The organism is Pseudomonas sp. P7779, assembly GCF_013386315.1.
Classification (GTDB): Bacteria; Pseudomonadota; Gammaproteobacteria; order Pseudomonadales; family Pseudomonadaceae; genus Aquipseudomonas.
In genome coordinates, this window is record NZ_JACARZ010000025.1 from 46239 (window position 1) to 66977 (window position 20739).

18 protein-coding genes are annotated in these 20739 nt (G+C 54.3%); 3 read left to right on the top strand and 15 right to left on the bottom strand.

Annotated features, from left to right (window positions below; all coding sequences use genetic code 11):
* Window positions 1-7: 7 nt before the first annotated feature.
* A complete protein-coding gene (gene kdpF / locus HX869_RS09115; RefSeq protein ID WP_003218754.1) occupies window positions 8-97 on the bottom strand; it encodes a K(+)-transporting ATPase subunit F in 90 nt (29 codons plus the stop codon).
* A 344-nt stretch (window positions 98-441) separates the two neighbouring features.
* Here kdpF and eat point away from each other — a divergent pair, with 344 nt between their 5' ends.
* The 3 genes from eat to HX869_RS09130 all read left to right on the top strand — a co-directional run bounded on the left by eat (window position 442) and on the right by HX869_RS09130 (window position 2762).
* Window positions 442-1806: an ethanolamine permease gene (eat, locus tag HX869_RS09120; protein WP_003218757.1), complete on the top strand. Its 1365-nt coding sequence runs from the start codon at window positions 442-444 to the stop codon at window positions 1804-1806.
* A gap of 110 nt (window positions 1807-1916) precedes the next feature.
* Window positions 1917-2084 (top strand): DUF2897 family protein, encoded by a 168-nt coding sequence (locus tag HX869_RS09125; protein WP_008437727.1) that lies wholly within the window; start codon window positions 1917-1919, stop codon window positions 2082-2084.
* 99 nt (window positions 2085-2183) lie between these two features.
* Entirely contained in the window at window positions 2184-2762 is a 579-nt protein-coding gene (locus HX869_RS09130) for a TetR/AcrR family transcriptional regulator (RefSeq protein ID WP_178903007.1), read from the top strand.
* A 28-nt stretch (window positions 2763-2790) separates the two neighbouring features.
* On the opposite strand, the gene HX869_RS09135 is transcribed toward HX869_RS09130, so the two are convergent.
* The 14 genes from HX869_RS09135 to gmd form a co-directional block, all read right to left on the bottom strand.
* Window positions 2791-3123 (bottom strand): ComEA family DNA-binding protein, encoded by a 333-nt coding sequence (locus HX869_RS09135; RefSeq protein WP_008437725.1) that lies wholly within the window; start codon window positions 3121-3123, stop codon window positions 2791-2793.
* Between the two features lie 111 nt (window positions 3124-3234).
* Window positions 3235-5229, bottom strand: coding sequence for a nucleoside-diphosphate sugar epimerase/dehydratase (locus HX869_RS09140; protein WP_008437723.1), 1995 nt, complete (start codon window positions 5227-5229; stop codon window positions 3235-3237).
* Between the two features lie 164 nt (window positions 5230-5393).
* Window positions 5394-6572, bottom strand: a complete 1179-nt coding sequence (locus HX869_RS09145; protein ID WP_177008085.1) for a DegT/DnrJ/EryC1/StrS aminotransferase family protein — start codon at window positions 6570-6572, stop codon at window positions 5394-5396.
* 99 nt (window positions 6573-6671) lie between these two features.
* On the bottom strand, window positions 6672-7298 hold the full coding sequence (locus HX869_RS09150; RefSeq protein ID WP_177008086.1) for an acetyltransferase: 627 nt from the start codon (window positions 7296-7298) through the stop codon (window positions 6672-6674).
* A complete protein-coding gene (locus HX869_RS09155; RefSeq protein WP_177008087.1) occupies window positions 7295-7891 on the bottom strand; it encodes a sugar transferase in 597 nt (198 codons plus the stop codon). Before HX869_RS09155 ends, HX869_RS09150 begins: the two co-directional genes overlap by 4 nt.
* The gene (locus HX869_RS09160; protein ID WP_177008088.1) at window positions 7888-9105 is read right to left on the bottom strand and encodes a glycosyltransferase family 4 protein; all 1218 of its coding nucleotides are present in this window, start codon (window positions 9103-9105) and stop codon (window positions 7888-7890) included. The genes HX869_RS09155 and HX869_RS09160 overlap by 4 nt, the downstream gene beginning before the upstream one ends.
* 2 nt (window positions 9106-9107) lie before the next feature.
* Window positions 9108-10652: a heparinase II/III-family protein gene (locus HX869_RS09165; protein ID WP_371136004.1), complete on the bottom strand. Its 1545-nt coding sequence runs from the start codon at window positions 10650-10652 to the stop codon at window positions 9108-9110.
* A 281-nt stretch (window positions 10653-10933) separates the two neighbouring features.
* The gene (locus HX869_RS09170; RefSeq protein ID WP_032899671.1) at window positions 10934-13078 is read right to left on the bottom strand and encodes a bi-domain-containing oxidoreductase; all 2145 of its coding nucleotides are present in this window, start codon (window positions 13076-13078) and stop codon (window positions 10934-10936) included.
* A gap of 99 nt (window positions 13079-13177) precedes the next feature.
* The gene (gene asnB / locus HX869_RS09175; protein WP_177008091.1) at window positions 13178-15106 is read right to left on the bottom strand and encodes an asparagine synthase (glutamine-hydrolyzing); all 1929 of its coding nucleotides are present in this window, start codon (window positions 15104-15106) and stop codon (window positions 13178-13180) included.
* Window positions 15107-15116: 10 nt separating this feature from the next.
* The gene (locus tag HX869_RS09180; protein ID WP_177028743.1) at window positions 15117-16448 is read right to left on the bottom strand and encodes an O-antigen polymerase; all 1332 of its coding nucleotides are present in this window, start codon (window positions 16446-16448) and stop codon (window positions 15117-15119) included.
* Window positions 16445-17692 carry a hypothetical protein gene (locus HX869_RS09185; RefSeq protein ID WP_177019488.1) on the bottom strand — a complete coding sequence of 416 codons (1248 nt, stop codon included), beginning with the start codon at window positions 17690-17692 and terminating at the stop codon, window positions 16445-16447. The genes HX869_RS09180 and HX869_RS09185 overlap by 4 nt, the downstream gene beginning before the upstream one ends.
* 47 nt (window positions 17693-17739) lie before the next feature.
* Entirely contained in the window at window positions 17740-18720 is a 981-nt protein-coding gene (locus HX869_RS31525; protein ID WP_250884715.1) for a glycosyltransferase, read from the bottom strand.
* 81 nt (window positions 18721-18801) lie between these two features.
* Window positions 18802-19716, bottom strand: a complete 915-nt coding sequence (locus HX869_RS09195; RefSeq protein WP_008437699.1) for a GDP-mannose 4,6-dehydratase — start codon at window positions 19714-19716, stop codon at window positions 18802-18804.
* A complete protein-coding gene (gene gmd / locus HX869_RS09200) occupies window positions 19700-20737 on the bottom strand; it encodes a GDP-mannose 4,6-dehydratase (protein WP_008437698.1) in 1038 nt (345 codons plus the stop codon). The genes HX869_RS09195 and gmd overlap by 17 nt, the downstream gene beginning before the upstream one ends.
* Between the last annotated feature and the right edge of the window lie 2 nt (window positions 20738-20739).

A 20739-nucleotide genomic window follows, 5' to 3' on the forward strand; every position in this document is an offset into this window, starting at 1 on the left:
CCTGCTCCTAGTTCCGATCCGCGCGTAACAGCGCAACCAGCAGATAAATGAACAGCGCCACAGCCAACAGCAGTGACACCCCGTCCAGAACGCTCATGGAAGTTTCTCCGTCGTGCGGCGACTGCCGCGTGTAGGAGGATTGTCCGCAGGAGTGGCGTAAAGGAACGAGAGCGACGGTATGGGTGGGGCGTAAAGACGGCGTAAAGAGTGGGTTTATGCGGGGTTTACGGGGGGTATGCACTTCAAATGTGGGAGCCGGGCTTGCCCGCGATAGCGTCAGACCAGACACCAACGCCCTTATCTGGTGCAGCGCTTGAAATGATTCAAACGCCAAACCGTTCCCTCGGCGACAGTTCGGCGCCTTTACGACACGGCTTTGGTTAATGGCATGTCCGCTGCAATGCCCTGAAACATTCCAAACCGTTCAGGGAGCGCTACACGATGAACACACAACTCAAACCCACCTTGGGCACTCTGCATTTGTGGGGCATCGCAGTCGGGCTGGTGATTTCCGGAGAGTATTTCGGCTGGAGCTATGGCTGGGGCGTGGCGGGAACATTGGGCTTCCTGGTGACCTCGTTGATGGTCGCCGCCATGTACACCTGCTTTATATTCAGTTTCACCGAGCTGACCACCGCGATTCCTCATGCTGGCGGCCCTTTTGCCTACAGCCGCCGGGCGTTCGGCGAGAAAGGTGGCTTGATTGCCGGGTTGGCGACGCTGATCGAGTTCGTCTTCGCCCCACCCGCGATCGCCCTGGCCATCGGCGCGTACCTGAACGTGCAGTTTCCGGCCCTCGATCCGAAACATGCGGCCGTCGGCGCCTACATTGTGTTCATGGGCCTGAACATCCTCGGGGTGAAGCTCGCCGCCACCTTTGAATTGGTGGTCTGCGTGCTTGCCGTGGCCGAGTTGCTGGTGTTCATGGGCGTGGTCGCTCCTGCCTTCAGCTTCAGCAACTTCGCCCTCAACGGCTGGGCCGGCTCCGACACCTTCGGCGCACCGGCGATCGCCGGAATGTTTGCGGCCATACCCTTTGCCATCTGGTTCTTCCTCGCCATCGAAGGCGCCGCCATGGCGGCCGAAGAGGCGAAAGATCCCAAGCGCACTATTCCAAAGGCCTACATCAGCGGCATCCTCACCCTGGTGATTCTGGCCATGGGCGTGATGTTCTTTGCCGGTGGCGTGGGTGACTGGCGCACCCTGTCGAACATCAACGACCCGCTGCCCCAGGCGATGAAAACCGTGGTCGGCGACAGCTCGGGCTGGCTGCACATGCTGGTGTGGATCGGCCTGTTCGGCCTGGTGGCCAGCTTCCACGGGATCATCCTGGGTTACTCCCGCCAATTCTTCGCCCTGGCGCGCGCGGGCTACCTGCCCTCCTTCCTCGCCAAACTGTCGCGCTTCCAGACGCCGCACCGGGCAATCATCGCCGGCGGCATCGTCGGCATCGCCGCCATCTACAGCGACGGGCTGATCAACCTGGGCGGCATGACCCTGACCGCCGCGATGATCACCATGGCGGTGTTCGGTGCCATCGTCATGTACATCATGAGCATGCTCAGCCTGTTCAAACTGCGCAAGACCGAGCCACTGCTGGAGCGGACCTTCCGCGCCCCGGGCTATCCAATCGTGCCGGGGATTGCGCTGGTACTGGCCGTGGTCTGCCTGGTGGCCATGGCGTGGTTCAACGCGCTGATCGGGCTGATCTTCCTGGGCTTCATGGTGGTGGGTTTTGTGTACTTCCAACTGACCGCGCAAGACCGCGCCGATGCACCGGCGGACGCTATGTTGACCGGGCTGTAAGGCTACCGGGGCAGAACGGGCCTACAATGAACTACTAAGAAAGCCCGTTACTCAAAGCAGTCATTACCGTGGGAAATTTCCCCACGGTTTGCTGCCTCAAGGAGAGCCCTATGCCGTGGTATGCCTGGTTGATTTTAGTGGTCGCGATCGGTTCGATCGTCGGTGGTTTGTTGATGCTGCGAGACAGCGCCAACAAGGTTGAATTGACTGATGAACAACGTAAGCGCGTGGCAGAACGCAATGCCCAAGCGGACGCCAAGGATGCGCAGGATCGCTGAGACTGAAGCGGCTCCCCGTTGAGCCGCACAATTTTGTAAACACCCGCGTATGCCCAGCGAAGCTTGGTTAATATGGCCTGATGTTTCGGAGGCCTTCCCATGCGCTATTCACAAGACCACAAAGCTCAAACCCACCAGCGCATCATCAAGGAGGCCTCGGTACGCTTTCGCCGCGACGGCATTGGTGCGACCGGCCTGCAGCCGCTGATGAAGTCGCTGAACCTGACGCATGGCGGGTTTTACGCGCACTTCAGGTCAAAGGACGAGTTGGTGGAAAAGGCGTTGCAAGAGGCCGCAGCTCAACTGGATGAACATTGCAAAAAGCTGTTCAGCCAACAGCGACCGTTGGACGCGTTCATTGATAGCTACCTGTCGCAATGGCATCAGACGTCACCTCATGAGGGGTGCCCGCTGCCCACGATGTCTTCCGAGCTGGGGTTGCGCGGGCAGAACAGCAGGACGACGGATGAGGTGCTTAACGCCCGGCTCAAGCAGGTCGAAGCCGCCCTCGAGAGCCCGAATGCCCGCGAACAGGGCCTTGTGCTGATGTCGACGCTGGTGGGAGCGTTGGTGTTGGCAAGAAGTGTGGAGAGCGCCGAATTGGCCACGCGGATTCTTGATGTGGTGCGGGGGAGCTTGAAAGCGGGGTTCTGCGGCCAGAAGAAAGCCGGTCAATGACCGGCCTCCTCGCCTGCTTTTCAGATGTTCAATTGACCTCAAGCCTGTCGCGGTTCTTCTCCAGCAATGCCTTGCCGATACCTTTTACTTCCAGCAACTCATCTATCGCAGTGAAGGGCCCGTTGGTTTCGCGGTAAGCGACGATGGCTTTGGCTTTGGCTGCGCCAATGCCGAAGAGGTCCCGGCGCAGGGTTTCGGCGTCTGCGGAGTTGAGGCTGACCTTGGTGGTGTGGTCGACCTTGGTCATTTGTGTGGAAATGGAGGTTGGCGTTTCGGGTTTGGTGGAAGGTGCGGCAGTAGTGGCTAGGGAGAGGCTGGCAAGAAAGGCAAAGACAAAGGATGAGAAATAAGCTTTACGCATAGGTGACACTCCATGACATCGATAAGGGAAAAGCAGCTTTTCCGAAGCTGCTTTTCAAACTTAGGCGATGTTTGGGGAGAGTCAAAAATGGGTGAGTTACAGGGTGTGAGCTCAGGGCTCAAGACGACGCTGCTGGTAGATCCAGTCGACGATTTCACCGTCCGGGGAATAGCCGCTGACCGTTTCGCGCAGCAACTGACGCACACGCGTGTAGTCATCCTGTTCAACGGCGCTGAGCAGCTCCGTTAATCGGCCCTTCAACACCTCCCAGGGCAAGTAGTCTTCATTGGCACTCATAATCATCGGGTGCGGCGTCGTGACTACGTTGTCGCCGATCAACAGTTCCTCATAAAGTTTTTCGCCGGGACGCAGCCCCGTAAACTCAATGGAGATGTCACCTTGAAGATTTTTATCAGAGCGAATACTCAAGCCGGAAAGGTGCACCATCTTCTCGGCCAGCTCGACGATTTTCACCGGCTCGCCCATATCCAGAACAAATACGTCACCGCCCAGCCCCATGGAGCCCGCCTGGATAACCAATTGAGCGGCTTCAGGGATGCTCATGAAATACCGGGTAATCTTGGGGTGCGTAACCGTCAGCGGGCCACCGGATTTGATTTGCTTGTGGAACAACGGGATCACTGATCCTGATGAGCCCAGCACATTGCCGAACCGCACCATGGTAAAGCGGGTCTTGTTCACACGGGAAACATTCGAAGTCTCACCGAAAAGCACCGGAGCAATTTCACTGCTGAGCGCCTGCAGTGTCATTTCTGCGAGACGCTTGGTGCTTCCCATTACATTGGTGGGACGCACTGCCTTATCAGTAGAAATCAGCACGAAGTTCGCCACATTGGCGCGTAAAGAGGCTTGCGCGGCGCTCAGCGTGCCCATCACATTATTCAGCACGCCTTCAGCAATATTATGCTCGACCATCGGTACATGCTTGTAAGCCGCCGCATGGTAGACCGTGTTCACGCGCCAGGTTTTCATGACGTCAAAGAGCTTTTCCTGATTGCGCACAGAACCCAGGATTGGCAATAACTTAACTGAAAGCGACTCACGCACGATTCGCTGCTCAAGCTCTTGCAGGATGCTGTAGAGATTGAACTCGCTATGCTCATACAACAGCAGTGTCGTGGGTTGCAGCGTGAGAATCTGCCGGCAAAGCTCAGACCCGATTGAACCGCCCGCCCCGGTTATAAGAACCGACTGCTCCTTGATGCAATGTTCAAGCAGCTCGTCCTGAGGAGGGACAGAGTCACGGCCCAACAAGTCAGCAATATCAACTTCCTGGATATCATCGACTTTCACTCGCCCGCTGGCCAAATCCATAAAACCGGGCACGCTTTGCACATGGAGTGCGAACCCCTCCAGGAAGGTCAATATCTCCCGGCGGCGCCCACGATTGGCAGACGGAATGGCGAGAAGAATCTGCTGGGCACCGGTGACGTCAACCATCTGCTGGATATGCTTTGGCTTATAGACATGCAAGCCTGAAATCACACGATCGGCAATGCTGCTGTCATCATCAATAAAGGCGACAGGACGCAACAGCCTCCCCATGCGCAATGCAGCAACCAATTGATTACCGGCTGCCCCCGCACCATAGATGGCCACCTTCGGCAGTCCATCATCTCGATTGGTAAAAGGAACATGTTGCGCAGCCGCGAACCAGTCTCCCAGGAAATACTGGCGCATCGCGAGGCGTAGCCCCCCGATCATGACCATGCTCAACCACCAGTAATTGAAGATGACCGAGCGTGGAACAAACAACTGATGGTTGCCGCTCCAGTAAACAACCAGCGCGAGAATCAACGATGACAGGCTGACGGCCTTGATAATTGCGATCAGCGCATCGTTTCCAAAATAGCGCATGACTGCACGGTACATACCAAACCGTACAAACAGCGGAATAGCGATGACCGTGGCGCTCAGGAATAGCCATAGGTATTCAGTGAAAGGATTGATCAGCTCATCAATCCCCAAACGAACGACAAAGGCCATCCAAAGGGCAAACCAGACAAGAAAAACGTCGGTCACTACCTGGAAGGCACGTTTCTGCCGCCGCGTTAAACCCAGTAATAAGGTTCTCAACTTATCCATAACGCCTTGAAACACCTCTGTTACTCCTAAAGTACATCCGCCACCACCATGGATGATTCCAAGGGACCTCATACCATGATGATGGAAAATTCCATTTGACTGGCCCGCAGCTCAAATCCTTCTGCGTTGCAAACAAAGACGGGCATTCCTGACTGTCTAACTGATTACTCTTCGGTAGCCAACTGCATAACGGTCTTGAGCACCGAGCATGTCTTGTCGATCTCATGCTGCGTCAACGTCGGGTGCACGAGAAACATTACACTTGTCTCGCCGAGCTCCCGTGCTACCGGCAACCGGCTCGCCGGACGCCAGCCAGTATTGTCAAACGCCTTCTCCAGATAGACCTCGGAGCAGGAACCGGAAAATACCGGAACGTCTCGTGCCGAAATCTCCGCCAGAATACGATCACGATCCCATCCGGCCTTGAGAGCCTGAGGCTCGACAAACACGTAGCACTTATACGCCGCGTGAACACTGCCCTCAGGCATGATTGGCACACGCAAGCCTTTGAGTTGGCTGGCGCACTCCCATATCTGCCCGGCATTCGCCAGCCGGCTGGCCTGCCAATCGGTCATGCGCTTGAGCTGAATCCGACCGATGACGGCCTGAACCTCGAGCATTCTCCAGTTCGTACCGAAGCTTTCATGCAACCAGCGAAAACCAGGAGGATGGTTACGTTCGTAGACAGCTTCCCAGCTTTTGCCATGATCCTTGAACGACCACATGTCCGACCACAACTTACGATCGTTGGTTGTGACCATTCCGCCCTCGCCACCTGTGGTCATGATCTTGTCCTGACAAAAGGACCAGGCAGAGATATGGCCAATTGACCCCACCGGGCGCCCCTTGTAACGGGCGCCATGGGCCTGGGCACAATCTTCGATCACTTTAAGGTCGAATTCCTCGGCCAGGGCCATGATCGGATCCATATCGCAAGGCCAGCCAGCCAAATGCACACAGATTACGGCCCGGGTGCGAGGAGTCAGTACAGCACGGATAGTCTGCGCGCTGAAGTTTTGCGAATCGCGATCCACATCGGCGAAAACCGGAACAGCCCCGGCATTCACAATGCTCGAGACGGAAGCAAGAAACGTGCGTGAGGTGACAATCACTTCATCGCCAGCACCGATACCCAACGCCTTCAAGGCAAGGTCCAGGGCAACCGTTCCGTTAGCCAGGCCGATGGCGTATTCGGTGCCCGCCCATGCAGCGAACTCCTTCTCAAACTCACGCCCCTGTGTACCGGTCCAGTAGTTGACCTTATTGGACAGAATCACATCACGTACGGCGTCAGCTTCCTCTTCAGTAAAAGAAGGCCAAGGAGAAAATGGTGAATTCAACACAACCAGTACCCGTCAGTTTTCATTCGAAAATATGAAAGACTCGTCACTACGAGCCCCGTTGCAATTCGCTCAATCCGCTGTTCGCGCGGCGACGACTTTTCAAGAGCCGTCCAATAACCTGGCCGGCACGCCGGCGACCGTAACCTTGTCTGGCACGTCTCTGACAACTACGGCACCCGCACCAACCATGACCTGTGAACCGATGCTCACGAGTTGTCGTATGCAGGCACCTATGCCAATCCAGCTCAGATCCTGTACGCAGACGCCCCCTGCAAGCCGGGCGCCGGGGCTGATGTGCACACACGACCCCAATAGACAATCGTGGTCGACACTGCTGCCCGTATTGAGAATAGCGCCCCTGCCAACTTTGGCATCGGCGTTTACCACCGCGCCAGCAAACACCACCGACCCCTCACCAAGCGTGGCATACCGGCTGACGGTTGAATCCGGATGGCGCAGCGTTACCAGCGTAGCGCCTGCCGCCTTCAGCTGGTCCAGTTTTGCCTGGCGAACCCGATTATTGCCGATCGCCACCAACACACCGTCATATTCATGCACAGCCGCCAACAGTCTCTCGGTGTTGCCTACGACGCTCCAGGCACCATTTCGAAGCAAACCGGGCCAGGCGTCATCAAAGAATTCAATCGTGTCCCAACCGCAGCATTCGGCCGTATCCGCGACGACTTTGCCATGGCCGCTTGCACCCAGCACCGCAAGGCGGCTCATGGCTTGGAGCCCGTGAACTTCGATGCTGTAGCTTCGCCTTCGGCACTGATACCGTCACGCACCAGAACTTTCTTGATCGTCAGGAAAATCACCTTCATATCCAGCCAAAAAGACTGATTATCGACATACCAGGTGTCCAGCTTGAACTTTTCTTCCCAGCCTATTGCGTTGCGCCCGTTGACCTGTGCCCAGCCGCTGACGCCAGGGCGAACCTCATGGCGACGATATTGTTCGGCGCTGTAGAGAGGCAGGTATTCCATCAGCAACGGTCGCGGGCCCACCAGGCTCATATCGCCCTTGACCACATTCCACAACTCGGGCAATTCATCCAGGCTGCTGGATCGCAGAAAACTGCCAAAGGCTGTCATGCGCTGGGAGTCTGGCAAAGGCTCACCGTTTGCGTCATGAGCATCACGCATCGTACGGAACTTGATCATTTCGAACGGTTTGCCATTCCGACCTGGTCGAACCTGACGAAACAGAACGGGAGATCCCAATTTCTTGCGAATGTTCCAGGCAATTACTGCTATGACCGGAGAAAGCAGAATTAGTCCAAGCAACGACGCAAATAAATCAAAACCACGCTTGATCATCTGGCAACACCCTCCAGCCAATCCACAAACCGGTCAGCCAATTTACGTCGGTCAAACTCTCTGACCGCCAATTCTCTGCCTCGTGCGCCCTTCGCCCGCAGCTCGTCACGATCATCTGCCGCCTGTATCAACGCATCTGCGAAAAGCGCAGCATCATCTGGAGGTACGACAAAACCGCAGTTCTCGGTGGAAATCATCTCGGCGAGCCAGCCCGGGTAGTTATTTAAAACAGGCAACCCTGACGCGATATAGTCGAAAAACTTGTTAGGCGACGTTCCGTAGTAAAAGGCCGGTACGTTTGCCAATATCTGCAGCCCCAGGTCCGCGCTGGCCATCAAACCGGACAACCGGGCCTTGTTCACCGGGTCATGAAATATCACATTGTCCAGCTGCTCTTCCGCTGCACGCTTCTGAAGCGCGGGCTTGAGCTTGCCCTGCCCGATCAAAACCAGCCGGATATCATCGCGCTTACGCAGTTTAAGCTCTCGAGCCGCATCGAGCACCGCGTCCAGCTTGTTGGCCACTCCATGAGTACCCGCGAAGACCGCTACCAGATGGCTTTTATCCACTCCAGCCGGCAACCATGGCTCAGCAGGCGTGTTGAAAATATCAAGGTCACAACCGTTTGGGATCATTTCGATTCGATCACGCGCCACACCGCGGTGCGCAATGCCATCCACAATACCTGGAGACAATCCAATGACCCGGTGAGCCGAGCGATAACTTGCCCACTCAAGAAAAGACATGGCGGCAAGGATTACCGGATTACGAATGACGCCCATCGCTTTCGGCAGCTCGGGCCAGAGATCCCGGACCTCAAATACAAACGGCTTATTGCGAAACCACCGGGCGAATATCCCGGGGATACCGGCTGTCAATGGCGTCGTGGTCGCAAAGACCAGGTCGTAACGCTCGGTTAGCGCAATACCGATACTGCGCACTGCAAACTTTAAAAAGCTGAGCGCTCGAACGAACAGGCCATCGCTGTTGGAGTACGCCAGGTCAAATTCGATGATCTCGATACCGTCGACGGTACCTTTGCGTTTTCCACCAACGAAAGGGCTTTCCAGCCCCGTTTGGCCACCACCGTAGCTGCCGCAGACCATCGTCACCTGATGCCCCCTCGCAACCAGGCGGCGGGCCATCTCATAGGACCGGATACCGGTCGCTCCTTTCGGAGTAGAAAAATGCTGATGAAAATAAAGGACTTTCATGTCTACCAGTGATACTCCGTAGTCAAAACGCCCGCCGAAGTCACCTCAACCTCAAGCACCGGCACTTCAGTTTTTTGTAAGTAGTAACGAGACTCCCAACCCTGGACGAGCGCTCGTCGCACGATAGGCATGCTGCCTGCAACCGACAATCGATGGGAGCCGTTGGTCAGGACGTCGCCCTCAAGCCGCCAGTCCCCCGGCTGCAAACGCCAGCGTAGAACTGCACGATCCTTGAATCCGCTAAATTCATCCCTGACCAGCATGCCGGTGTCGCTCAGGCTCACATGCCGCTTATGACGGACGCCGTTACCGTCGATATACGTGGCGCCGCAGGCGCTTGTTCCAGCCTGCTCAACCAGGCTTTCGACCTGGCGCGTACGCAACCACTCCCCGAACAGAAACCGGCTGAGCCTCGGCATCTGGTCTCGCCCATCAAATTGAAGGGTGTTGTGGCTGGCGGTACCCGGAAAATAACTCAGCCACTGGGCAGAGGTGTTGTAGCTGAAGGTACCTGCATCCCGGAGCAGGTTAATGCCTGCACGCCATAGATCCACATGCAGGGCATCGGCCTGGCTGGGGCGAAACCGGAAGCGCGGGTAGCGCAATACAGCGAAGGTTTGTTCACGCCGCAACAATGCATAACCACCCTGATCAAACAGCTGGCTACCTGGACGCTCCGCTACCGCCGATGGGCCGGGCAGCAGCAGCCATTGCAGTGGCAAATCCCATTCACCTGCCGCCTCATAGGCTCTCTTTCCGGCAAACAACGCCATGGACAACTGGACCGAAGGCCTGAAGTCGCGATAGTCCGTATCCGTCAGTGGCAGCAGCCGGGCACCATCATTTGCGCCAATGTTCGGAGCATCTCCAGTGTGCTCGTCGACCAACGAAAATAACCAATGCGCGGCTGTGCGAGCCCTGAGTTGGAACGTGGCGGAGAACGCCGGGAGCCCCAGCTTGTTTCTCCAGATTTCAACCATGGAAAATGTGTCGAGCATCACCCGATGATAATTGACGGAGTACTGGCTGAAACTGCCATCTTGCTCGATCAGCCGAGCGGCCCGGTTTTCGAGCCATTTGCGCCCCAATCGCTGCCAGCGTTCGCCCTCGGGGCAACCGCTTGAGGTCAACCAACTGCCGCCGACAAAAAGTGCAGCCGCCTCGGAAGTCCCGTGGTTATTGTCCTGAGCCATCGCATAGCTCAGCGTCGGCTCGATACGCTTGAGGTGCAGTCGGACCAGATCCACAAGCCCCGGCAACGGGTTGGCAAACTGTTCGACAATGACCGAACTCATCGCCAGGTGCAGGACACGAATGGACGCCTCCTGACCGCACTTCCAGTTCGGACCGCAATAGGGAGGATTGTTGACACACCAATCCGTCAACCAACCGTTTAACTGCGCCGTCCCTGAAGACCCGCCAACACAGGACTTCTGGGCAAAGACCAACGTCCAGTCAAATCGCGAAGCTTCCCAGATATTCTTGATATCACCGACAGCGGCATCAAAATCAGGAATCCGCCACCATTCCCGGCCAGGATCAGGCACTCGAACTCCATTCAGCGGATTCAAATGCCAGTCAGGGGGTGCGTCCGATACCGGGCACTCCCAGAACCCGAAATACCGGACCTGGGAATCCCATTGGGACGCACATGGCAACGAGCCGGCCTGCCTCGCACTTTCCGCAAAAAACGGGCCTTGAGGAATTTCAGCCCGAAGGCGTCGGACCGGGTTCAAGCCAGTCTTGACCCCGAGCCGATACGTCAATGCACGCGCCAGATTGCCAAAACCGAGAGCTATCGCAGTTTTGGCTTTAACAAGAAGAAGGCTCATTGCTCGCGCAGAATCCGGGCAACTTCAATGCTCACGCGCGCCACTTCGAAAATCTCATCGGAAGTGATCGGCGTGACCGCCCCGTTTTGCACCGCTGCCAGGAAAGCTGCAGCGCACTCGCTTTGCCCCTTGTTCTGTTTCCAGAGATTCAGCTTGCTGAAGCCCGGCCAGCCGAACCCCTTCAACTTGCGGAAGTTATCCAGTTGCAGGACGCGTCCGGCAGCGAAAACTTCAACTCGCTCTTTTGGAAAGCTTGAAGCGCCATTGGCCAGATAGAGGATGGTGCCGAAAGAGCCATCCTCAAACCCCAGGGTGATCGCCGCTTTATCTTCCGTAATGGCAACAGCAGGCGTATCGCCCATTCTGCGGGCCTGGATCGAAACAATTTTGCTGCCCGCGAGAAAACGCATCAGGTCGATGAAATGACACGCTTCGCCAATAATGCGCCCACCGCCGACTGACGGGTCCTGGGTCCAGTGATTTGCGGGAATCGCTCCGGCATTCATCGTCATGATGAAAGACTTGGGCTCTTTTACAGCCGAGAGCAACGCCTTCATCTTTTGCACCTGCGGCGAAAAGCGTCGATTGAACCCCACCATCAAATGTGGCTTGAGCCCTTGTTCGACAGCCTTTCGATAGGCCTCTTCAACCGTTGCCAGATCCTGGGCTTCAATGGCCAATGGCTTTTCGACGAACACATGTTTACCCGCCTCCAGCGCTTGCGCGACAAAACGGGCATGGCTGTCGTGCCGGGTGACAATTGCAACAGTGTTGATCGTGCTCTCGCCAAGCATCGCACTGATATCAGTCGAGGCTTGTGCAAATCCGGCCTTGCTGCCGTGTATTACACCGTTGATGCCACCGGCAGTCACAATCGTATGGAACTGAGCCCCTGCGGCCTTGAATGCCGGTATCAGCATTCTTGATGCATAGTTTCCTGCACCGATGAAGCCCACCACGGGTTTGACCGGGTCGAAACTGGCTACCGCACCAGGTGCCAGCACCACTTCCTTGATGTTTCGCTCGGTCTCTTCCGAGGTGTACTGAAGAATGATGCCCAGCGCCGAATTATCCGTCGTAAGCGTCTGATAGGCATCCGCGGCGTCTTCGAATGCAACCCGATGGGAGATCAACGAGTTGACCTCCAATTGGCCGCTGGCGAGCATGTCCAGGACGGCTTCGAAGTTGCGCTGCTCAGTCCAGCGAACGAAACCTATCGGGAAGTCGTTGCCTTGATCTTCGTAACTCGGATCGTAGCGCCCGGGCCCGTAAGAACATGAAACCTGGAATGTCAGTTCCTTCTCATAGAAGTCGGCTCGACTCAACTCAAGCCCGGTTACCCCTACCAGAACAATGCGCCCACGCTTACGGCACATGTGTGCCGCCTGGGTGACCGGGTCGGACGACTTGGTCGACGCCGTAATGATGACGCCATCCACCCCTCTTCCGCGGCTGAATGTCATTCCCGCCGAAACAACATCTTCGCCCTTGCCGGGGTTGCAGGTTTCGGCGCCATAACTGCGAGCCAATGCCAGCTTTTGCTCATCGAAGTCAACGGCAAGTACCCGGCAGCCTTGAGCCCGCAGGAGCTGGACCGTCATCAGTCCGATCAGGCCTACGCCGGTGACTACAAAGGTTTCACCCAATGTCGGCTGAGCCAGACGAATGCCCTGCAAGCCGATGCTGGCAAGCACCGTAAACGAAGCGGCTTCGTCGCTGACCGAGTCCGGAATCAAGGCACACAGATTCTTGGGAACAACAACGATATCGGCATGAGGACCATTGGAAACCACACGGTCGCCCGGCTTGAACCCGGACACATCATTGCCCACGGCACCCACAACACCCACGTTGCAGTATCCAAGCGGCAACGGCTGCGCAAGCTTCGAGCGAACGGCTTCCACCGTTGTCGCCAAGCCATCGGTCTGGACCTTTTGCAGAACCATGCGGACCTTGTCAGGTTGCTGGCGAGCTTTTTCCAACCAGTTGGCACGGCCAAACCCTACCAGCATGCGTTCCGTGCCAGCAGAAATCAGCGTATTGGTTGTATGGATCTTTAGCGTGCCACTACGAACGGCGGGAGCGGGTGCATTAACCAATGACGTCTCACCGCTAGCCATGTTCTGAACAACCTGCTTCATGCATTCACACCAATAAAGTTAAAAATTCACTCATCACTGAGAAACTTGTATAGAGCTATGTATCCTACCATCGGATAAGGCCGTGGCGTCGCCGCCCACTCAACCGTCGAGGGCGAAATCGCCGTCCAGATACTGTTTGCACCAGAGTTCCATGCAAACGATGCCGAACAACGTATAAGCAGCGTCTATCCGGCCTGAACGATCTGCTTCGATCAGATGCGCCACCGCCTTGGGATCGAATATCCCCCTTTTCAGCAGGGATGCAGGAGAAAGCACCTCATCGACCAAAGGCTTCAGGCGTCCTTGCAACCAGTTGCGAAGCGGTACGCCGAAGCCCGTCTTGGGCCGGTAGATGACGTCGTGAGGCAGATAGGGTTCCATGGCCTTCTTGAAAATCCATTTCCCTTCCCGGCCTTTTTGCTTGATATCCGATGGCAGTGAGCCAGCCAGGCGGACCAGGTCAAGATCCAGCAGCGGCACACGCACTTCAACGCCCGTCGCCATACCCATCTTGTCGGTGTAGTTGAGATTGTGATCGGTGAGAAAATGCTTGCACTCCAGGGTGAGCATTTTATCAAGGGGCGTGGCATCCGAAGGCAGCCGCGAAAGTGTTTCTCGCATCGGCGCAAACAGATCATCGGCCGCCAGCTGGCGTCGCAAGTCTGGCGCCAACAGGCCATACGCCTGTTCAGGTTCAAGCCAGAGGAAATAACTGATCAAGCGATCATCAGCAGGCAAGTCCGCATAGCGAAAAGCCTTCCCGAGACGACGAGACAGCGGAGAGGATGCAGGAAGCAGGTTTGAACTGCTGGCCAAAACCGAACGCAGCGGTCGAGGCATTCCGCCCCACCAACGCTCTTGCGCCAACGCGAAATGACGACGATAGCCCGTGAAAATGTCATCTCCCCCAGCACCCGACAGCAGAACCTTGATGCCGTTCTGGCTTGCCAGTTCCGAGATGAACAACGCATTCAGCGCCGCCGGATCCGGCGTAGGTTCATCGAGCAGATAAACCATTTCAGGCAGACGATCCATCATCTCATCGCCGACGCCTACGACATGCAGGTCGACATCCAGATGCTTGGCAACGCGCTGTGCGTACGGAAGGTCATCGGCGAACCCCTCGTTCGCAGTGGAGCCGTTGTCTACACGGATACTGAAGCACTGCAACCGCCCCTTATCGCGCATTTCCTGCGCTGCAAACGCGACGATGGCACTGGAGTCCAAGCCGCCTGACAAGAATGAACCCAAGGGTACGTCGGACACCAACTGACGCTGGACGGCAGTCCTGACGGCATCGGCGACATCAACAGCGACATCAGCAACCGTTTTTGTCAGGGGTTTCTCGGAAATCGGCAGTTCGTAGTAAAACCAACTCTTCTCGATATGCCCATTACGGACGCATAACGCTTGGCCAGGTAAAACCTTTTTGATATCCCGCACGATCGTCCGATCACCCGGCGACCAGAGAAAACCAAGGTGCGCGAGTACGGCTTGCGGGTCGATTTCAGTTTTACTGAAGCCGCCTCGGATCAAGCCCTTCATTTCACTTGAAAATGCAAAACAACCATCACTGGAATGGATATAGAGGGGTTTGACGCCCATCTGATCTCGAGCCACCCAAAGCGTTTCGGTGTCGCGTTCCCAGAATACGACCGCGAAAATCCCGTTCAAACGGTTTAAACACTCAATCCCATAACGACAGAACAGTGCGAGCAATACTTCGGAGTCGGACTGGCTGGAAAAATGATCCCCCGCCGCTTCGAGATGAGCCCTTAACTCCCGAAAGTTATAGATTTCACCGTTAAACACCATGACCACTCGCCCATCGGCAGAGACCATGGGTTGGTGACCGGCGGAAGTGGTATCGAGAATGGAAAGGCGCACCTGGCCCAACCATACACCAACGTCGGTATCGGCCCAGACGCCTTGATCATCAGGCCCACGACGTCGAATAAACGAAAGCGCTGAAGAGAAGTCAATAGATTCCCGCGTTCCGTTGTGAATGTAGCCCAAAATTCCGCACATATCAGTTTCTCTAGATTGGGTTATTGACTGGCTCTTCGCGCTTTGAGCTCAAGAATAAAAAAGGAAGCCATATAGACGCTATGAGAAGAGCGACCGACGCCAATTCCCCTCGAAAAAGGTGAAGCAGGGAGGCGATCGCCAATGCATAAAGACCTAACGCTCGGTCGCTTTGAGGGTTATAGACAACTGCGCCATAAAGCCGCCCACCTATAACGCCAAGAAGAAAACCGCCGAATAGTACGCCCAGCGTGCCAAAGTTCATATAAAGCTCACCAAAAATACCTGGCGGCAATGTCGTACCTTCCATGAGCCATTTATCTGGCCAAAAGGCACCTGTAAACACCCCGGCTGCGGTAAGTGGCTTATTCGGGAAAAGACCCGAAGGTATTAAAATCAATACAACCATCAGCAGCGTCGTGCCATTCTGCCATTCCAGCCTCTCGGGCATAGCATCTATGAGCACAGTCATGGTCTGCAACTGCATTAGATTACCCGTAAACTGAGTCGCCAAAAAATGAATGAACGACAGGAAAACACCTTGATCTTCGTTAATGAAAAAGAATCTACCTGTCGCGAGAAACTCCTGCTTAAACAGGTGATAGGTCATCAGCGAAACAAACATCACCACCCCAAGCACCGCTCCTTTTACAAGACTGACACGCTTAACGCGGTAATGCCGAACTATAATCAGCGACAATACGATAATAAAAATTGTCGATTTCTGCCCCTGGAGAGCGCAAATAAACAAACCGCCCAAAAAATATAACCAGAAGCAAAACCGCTCGGAAAGTGACTTCTTCCCGGCACGGGTCAACCGGATATACCAGGCCAGCGAGACAGAGAGCAGCAAGTTCTCCAAGAGGAACAAGCCGTTCAAACCTGCAAACGCCCTTATCCTGTCACTGGCACCTTGAAGCAACCCCGAGACCCCGCCTAGGATTACAAGAATAGTTGTAAACGCCAGCAGCGCCACTAACGAAAAACCTAAGGCCCGTTGCGAAAAAATCCTTGGACTTACTATGTAGCGTATCCCGACGGGAAAATTAAAATGCGTTTTCCGTCCTAACCAACACCCCATCAAAACAAAAATCAAAGCCCCGGCATACAGCAAAATGGCATAGTCAATAGAACTCTGCTTATCGAAAAAGGCAAACTCCCAAAACTGACTAAACCCATCAAACCCCATGATAAAGGGATATAATGGGACAATAACGCCTGCAAACCAGATCACCAAAAAGAAAAAGCCAACGCCAAAACAATCAAACGCTTTTTTTTCAAGCGGGACTCGCAAGTGCTCAGGCCCTAAATATTTTTCTTCCAAGGTATCAACCTCTTGGGTCATAAATCAGCGAGGCGGACTCTCACCGCAATCAGAAGCAGCACGGCGGACAAAACAGCACCAACCACATACCCCAAAACGCCAGCCCAAGCATCCAAAACAGGGATACCGACGTATAGAATTAAAAGAACAAGCAAGCCCTCTACAATATTGGTTTTAAGGCTTAAACTAAAAACACGCAATGCGACCAGTATTGTACCGCAAGCAAGAGCCATAGCCTTCAGGGGCAAAGTCAACGCCAACACAATGATATACATGGCCGTCTGCTTATAAACACCGCCCACACACACCAACCATATACAAGAGCAAAGGATCAACAGCAAAGCAACCGTGGATGAGATCTTTAACATGCTTTTTGAGAATGCATGATACCTTTCGCGCAACTCGCTTTTATCATGGATGACCTCGACCAACTCAGGAAGGGCCCTTTGTGCAATGATTGCCAATGGCAGCAAGCCAAGAATAAGGCTCAATATAGCAATACCAAAAAAACCGATCTCGTCGGTTTTCACATGATAAGCAGTCAACATCAGGACAGGCAGACTATCCACCAACAGACGAACAAACAGGCTGGCATTGACAATGACACCGGACTTGGCCGTTGTCATTAATTCGCGCCCGTTCACCTGGCGAAAATCAAGCGCCAGAAAGATATGCGCTCGCAGTTTCCACCAAACGGCAGCGAGACAAAAGAACTCACCAAGATAACGAGCGGCCATCCAGCCCTGGATACCATACAACTTCGTCAATACAACATGCAGAATAACGCCCGCCCCGGTAACCAGCATCAGAACGAAGTAGATCTCGCGTATCGCCTTCGCCCCCTGAGCAAAGCCAGTCGTTACACGAAGCAAATTAGTCAACAGCACCAAGCCACAGGTTGTAAAAACATAAGAACTAATCGCAGAGGTCAGCACAAACTCATGGGCGACGTATATACCAGCAATCACGACACCTGAAGCGATCCCGACCAACAAAAACACTTGCCGAAGCACTTCACTTTGACGAGAAGTACCATGACTCGCCGCCGTATCGCGAATCGCGATGCTTTGCATGCCCAAACTTCCTGCCAGTACGACAAGAGCAATAATTGTTTCCAGCGAGCGCACCACGCCGACGACCGACGGATCAACCCAAGGCGTGATCAAAAACTGACTTATTATTACCCCACCTTGAATACAGGCAGTAATAACGATCAGCTGTAACAGCTTCGAACTTTCAAACATGCTGATCAGACGATTCAACACACGCTACCACCATGAATCTTTATAAACACTATCAACGAAGCTCTCCTTTATTTCACCAGCGACAAGGAATCCAGGACATTTTTAAGCGCCACACGACGAGCTGCGATGGAATAATTGGAAGAAATCCACTGATGCCTGGCTTTGGCATCTTCAGCGCAAGTCGGCGTGGCGACAACCGTCTCCATGGCTGCAGCAATTTCTTCCTGGCTATCTGGTTGAACCCAGTAAGCGAAGTTACCCGCGACCTCAGGCACCGCGCCCCGAGGCGACGTGATCACTCGCGCGCCACACGCCAGCGCTTCGCCGATCGCATGCCCGAAACCTTCATAGAGCGTTGGTTGAACATAGGCCAGGCAATTGCGGTAGTGGTGCAGCTTTTCTTCATCGGAAATCATCCCGACAAACTCCACCTTGTCTGCCACACCCAGGCGCTGCGCCAGGTCTTTTAGTTCCTGCAGGTAGTCACCATGTTTGCCAGCAACAACCAGGCGAAGATGACTTGCGTTAGCCGAAACCTTTGCAAACGCCTCAATCGTCGGAATCAGCCCTTTACGAATGGCGTTCGTACGACTGGTCCAGGTCACCGTAAAAAAGTAATTCGATCCAACCGCCGGTAGCTCGCCAGGAGAATAGTAATCTGTATCAATCGCCAGCGTTGCGTACACGGGGTTTCTCACCGGCAGGTTGGTTGTGACTTCCTCACACTCCGATCTTGAGATGAACAGGTTTCGATCGGCTAATAACAGCGAGGTACGCAGCACTGCCTTCTGCCATAGCGGACGGTCCAGATAACACAGACCCGGGATCTCTTTCCGGCAGGTGGAGTAGTCAAAGGCCCCAGTTACAATTACCGGCCGACGACGGAGTTTTCCGGCGAGCAACGGAAGCGGCGAATGCCCCCACCACCAACAAAAATAGAGATCCGCTTTCCAATCTAATGTGCCCGGCGTCCCGGATAGAACGACTTCGTGTCCGAGCTCCTTGAGAATTCGAATATCAACCCGATAAAACTCAACTTTATCAAACATCTCGCGCCAATTAGCGTGAGCGGACATATTAGCAAAAAAACATATACGCACAGTGCACCAACCCGTTACTTGCCAACCGTATTAAACACGTGCCTTCTGCTGATACATTGACAGCAATGTATCGTGCAAACTAGGCACATTAATTTCACCTACCACATCAAAGAGCTTGGCCGGACTACCATAAAGCTCTTTAACTTCATCTTCCCTGACAAAGGCAGGATCAACTGTTATCGTTGGCCGATAACCTGCAATCTGTTCCATTTCATCAATCACGCTCAGTAAGGAAATGCTGCGCCCCGAGCAGATATTTATAAACTCACCACGTTGATTGGACGTCAACAGCCTTGAATAGGCCTCCACCACAAAACCGACATCAGACAAGTCGCGGGATACATCCAGATTGCCCAATCTGAGCTCCTTTTCTCCACGGGCAAATGCGCCCACGATCTTGGAGAAAACGAATGACTCCGACTGGCCGGGTCCAGTGTAATTGAATGGCCGTACCACCAATATAGGCATACGAGAAAACCACTTGCGGACAAGGGCCTCCATCGTCAGCTTGCTCAGTGCGTAATGATTAACGGGCTGCGGTTCACTGCTTTCTGAAATGGGCGATGAAATAGCGTTCCCGTAAATGTTTGCACTGCTCGCAATGATGATTTTTTCAACGACCACCTCAGCCTCCTTAATCGCATTAAGAAGGCTTTCTGTACCCAATACATTGACTCGGTAATATGACAAGGCATCGCTGCTGGTGACATGCGCCAGCGCGGCCAAGTGAATAACATGGGTGGGCTGAACCTGCTTTATCCAACCACTGAGTCGCGCCGTGTCATTCAGGTCCGCATCCAAGTGGTCGAACTCACAGGCCAGGCGCTCCCCACCAAGGCCGGCAACCCGCCAGCCGGCCTTGGTGAGGCTTTGCGCCAAATGCTTTCCAGTAAAACCCGAGAGCCCTGTAATCAGTACTGTGCGATCTTTACTTTGAAGTGCCATTGCGAACCCTTCTCAAGTCAGCTTCAACCATCAGCTGGCACAGTTGCTCCAGCGTCGTTTCTGGTTTCCAGCCTAACCGCTCTTTTGCAAACGAAGCGTCGCCAATCAACAACTCGACTTCCGCGGGTCGATAGAAGCGTGGGTTAACTTTTACCCGGGTGATGCCGGTACGACGGTCAACGCCGAATTCGTTCTCGCCACTTCCAGACCAATCGATATCAACCCCTACGGCCTTAAAGCTCATGGCAACAAAATCACGAACGGTTTCAGTACGGTTGGTAGCAAGCACAAATGTTTCCGGTGTGTCGATCTGCAACATCCGGTGCATGCCATCTACATACTCTTTAGCGAAACCCCAGTCTCGCTTGGCATCCATGTTTCCGAGTTCCAGCACTTGCTGCTCGCCCATTTCGATACTGGCGACAGCATCGGTAATTTTACGAGTAACAAACTCTTTTCCTCGCAGCGGAGACTCATGATTGAACAGAATGCCGCTGGTGGCAAAAATATCATATGATTCGCGATAGTTGATGGTTGTCCAATGCGCAAACAACTTCGCAACACCGTAAGGGCTGCGTGGGTAGAAAGGCGTGCTTTCAGATTGAGGAACAGCCTGTACCAGCCCAAACATTTCAGATGTCGAAGCTTGATAGAAACGAATCTTCGGATTTACTATTCGGATCGCTTCGAGCAAATTAAGCGCACCGACTCCGGTAATCTGCGCGGTTGTAATTGGCTGATCGAAGGAAACGCCTACGAAGCTTTGAGCCGCCAGGTTATAAACCTCGTCCGGAGCGCAATTCTGAATTAAACGAATAGTTCCGGAGAGATCAGTCAAATCAAATTCGACAAGATGAAGATCATCATGCCCAAAAACACCAAGTTCCTCTAATCGCCAGAAACTTACAGAACTTGTGCGGCGATAGGCGCCATAGACCTTATAACCCTTGGACAGCAGCAGTTCGACAAGGTAAGCCCCATCCTGACCTGTAACACCAGTAACCAGCGCATGCTTCTGCATCT

What these genes read in the sequence shown, in the direction of transcription:
- kdpF (WP_003218754.1), bottom strand. Translation starts at nt 97, where the DNA reads ATGAGCGTTCTGGACGGGGTGTCACTGCTGTTGGCTGTGGCGCTGTTC.
- eat (WP_003218757.1), top strand. Translation starts at nt 442, where the DNA reads ATGAACACACAACTCAAACCCACCTTGGGCACTCTGCATTTGTGGGGC.
- HX869_RS09125 (WP_008437727.1), top strand. Translation starts at nt 1,917, where the DNA reads ATGCCGTGGTATGCCTGGTTGATTTTAGTGGTCGCGATCGGTTCGATC.
- HX869_RS09130 (WP_178903007.1), top strand. Translation starts at nt 2,184, where the DNA reads ATGCGCTATTCACAAGACCACAAAGCTCAAACCCACCAGCGCATCATC.
- HX869_RS09135 (WP_008437725.1), bottom strand. Translation starts at nt 3,123, where the DNA reads ATGCGTAAAGCTTATTTCTCATCCTTTGTCTTTGCCTTTCTTGCCAGC.
- HX869_RS09140 (WP_008437723.1), bottom strand. Translation starts at nt 5,229, where the DNA reads ATGGATAAGTTGAGAACCTTATTACTGGGTTTAACGCGGCGGCAGAAA.
- HX869_RS09150 (WP_177008086.1), bottom strand. Translation starts at nt 7,298, where the DNA reads ATGAGCCGCCTTGCGGTGCTGGGTGCAAGCGGCCATGGCAAAGTCGTC.
- HX869_RS09155 (WP_177008087.1), bottom strand. Translation starts at nt 7,891, where the DNA reads ATGATCAAGCGTGGTTTTGATTTATTTGCGTCGTTGCTTGGACTAATT.
- HX869_RS09160 (WP_177008088.1), bottom strand. Translation starts at nt 9,105, where the DNA reads ATGAAAGTCCTTTATTTTCATCAGCATTTTTCTACTCCGAAAGGAGCG.
- HX869_RS09170 (WP_032899671.1), bottom strand. Translation starts at nt 13,078, where the DNA reads ATGAAGCAGGTTGTTCAGAACATGGCTAGCGGTGAGACGTCATTGGTT.
- asnB (WP_177008091.1), bottom strand. Translation starts at nt 15,106, where the DNA reads ATGTGCGGAATTTTGGGCTACATTCACAACGGAACGCGGGAATCTATT.
- HX869_RS09180 (WP_177028743.1), bottom strand. Translation starts at nt 16,448, where the DNA reads ATGACCCAAGAGGTTGATACCTTGGAAGAAAAATATTTAGGGCCTGAG.
- HX869_RS31525 (WP_250884715.1), bottom strand. Translation starts at nt 18,720, where the DNA reads ATGTTTGATAAAGTTGAGTTTTATCGGGTTGATATTCGAATTCTCAAG.
- HX869_RS09195 (WP_008437699.1), bottom strand. Translation starts at nt 19,716, where the DNA reads ATGGCACTTCAAAGTAAAGATCGCACAGTACTGATTACAGGGCTCTCG.
- gmd (WP_008437698.1), bottom strand. Translation starts at nt 20,737, where the DNA reads ATGCAGAAGCATGCGCTGGTTACTGGTGTTACAGGTCAGGATGGGGCT.